Here is a 1,361-nt window from a genome sequence, read left to right as displayed (position 1 = left end):
CAGTACTGTCCTAAATAAATTTTAGCGCATAAAGAATCTTACCTTATCTTCAAATAATGCAGATTTAGCTGTTATAAAAAAAAGTAACCCTACCTTTTCGATTAAAAGAGCGCAAACTGTCCCTTTTTATCAGGAGGTCTTCCTGAAATGAACGGATCATCGGCCCATTTCCATAGGTCAATTTTTACAAAAATATTTAATCTTATAAAGTTGACCAGATTCGATAGATTCCAATCGTATTTAGCCTTCTTTTGGATATACTTGAAGAGTAGTATTCCGATCAATGCGGTCCATATTTGTATATACACCGCATTTTGGGATGTGCCTACAAAACTGGTGACCTTTAGTCTTTGTTTTAGATGTTTGAAGAATGTTTCAATCTCCCACCGTTCCTTGTAAAGAGATGCTACTGTCTTGGGTTTCCAACTAAAATTGTTTGTTAAGAACTCATACACTACGTTTTTAGTGCTGTCCAAAACACGAACCTGGCGTATCTTCTTTCCTGCATACCCTACATTTGGTGATCCAACAAGCTCAATGATCTGATCTTCAATTATTCCACCTTCGATTAGAGCCTCACTCTTAATTGTTTTGATCACAGTGTATTTCATGTTGGATTTGCTTCTGGTGACAAAGAAACAGCCGGTGCTGTCCAAAATGTTCATCCAGGCATAATCTACATAGCCCCGATCTACCACAAGAACACACCCTTGAGGAAAAGAGATGGTTTTGGCTACTTTGGATTCATGTTGTTTACCATCTGTAATATGCACAAAACTAGGCATACAGCCATCATAATCCAATATCGTATGAAGTTTAACCGCTCCTTTTGCACTTCGGAACTTCGCCCAATCAAATGCACTCAGGCATAAAGGGATGATCGTGGCGTCCATCAACAAAATCTTACTCTTCAATCTTCGCAGCTCAGCTCGCCTGTGAGGATCCCTGTTCCATAGCAGATCTAAAAGACCATAATAAAGATCCCTGAAAAGACCATGGTCGCGATGAGAGTTCATATAGGATAGGTTTGATTTGCTGGGCGTTCTGGAAATACCCATATGGTTCATATTGCCGGTTGTACTGCGAAGTCCATTGGAAATGTCCCGGACTGAATCTGCCGAGGATAGGTGGCAAAACAACATACTCACAAAATGGGTCCAACTGTTAATCCCTTTATGATATTTGTCAGATTGGTATTTCTTAACCAATCTGTTGAAAATGTCTCGGTCTACAAGACCCAAAATTTGAGAAAATACGTTTATATTTACCATGCGGTGGGTGATTTTTAGCGAAATAAATATAGCAATCCCTGCTATATAAATTCACCGCCATTTTTTCAATTATTTAGGACGCTACTGATC

Annotated in this window: 1 protein-coding gene; it reads right to left on the bottom strand. The window is 38.9% G+C overall.

The genetic code is table 11. From position 1 onward, the window contains the following. Positions 1-101 precede the first annotated feature (101 nt). Complete coding sequence (locus L950_RS25310; protein ID WP_021191301.1) at positions 102-1,271, bottom strand: IS4 family transposase; 1,170 nt, start codon at positions 1,269-1,271, stop codon at positions 102-104. Positions 1,272-1,361: the final 90 nt, after the last annotated feature.

The sequence above is a fragment of the Sphingobacterium sp. IITKGP-BTPF85 genome (assembly GCF_001006065.1).
In the GTDB taxonomy this organism is placed as follows: domain Bacteria; phylum Bacteroidota; class Bacteroidia; order Sphingobacteriales; family Sphingobacteriaceae; genus Sphingobacterium; species Sphingobacterium anhuiense.
This window is presented reverse-complemented; position numbering and strand designations above follow the sequence as displayed.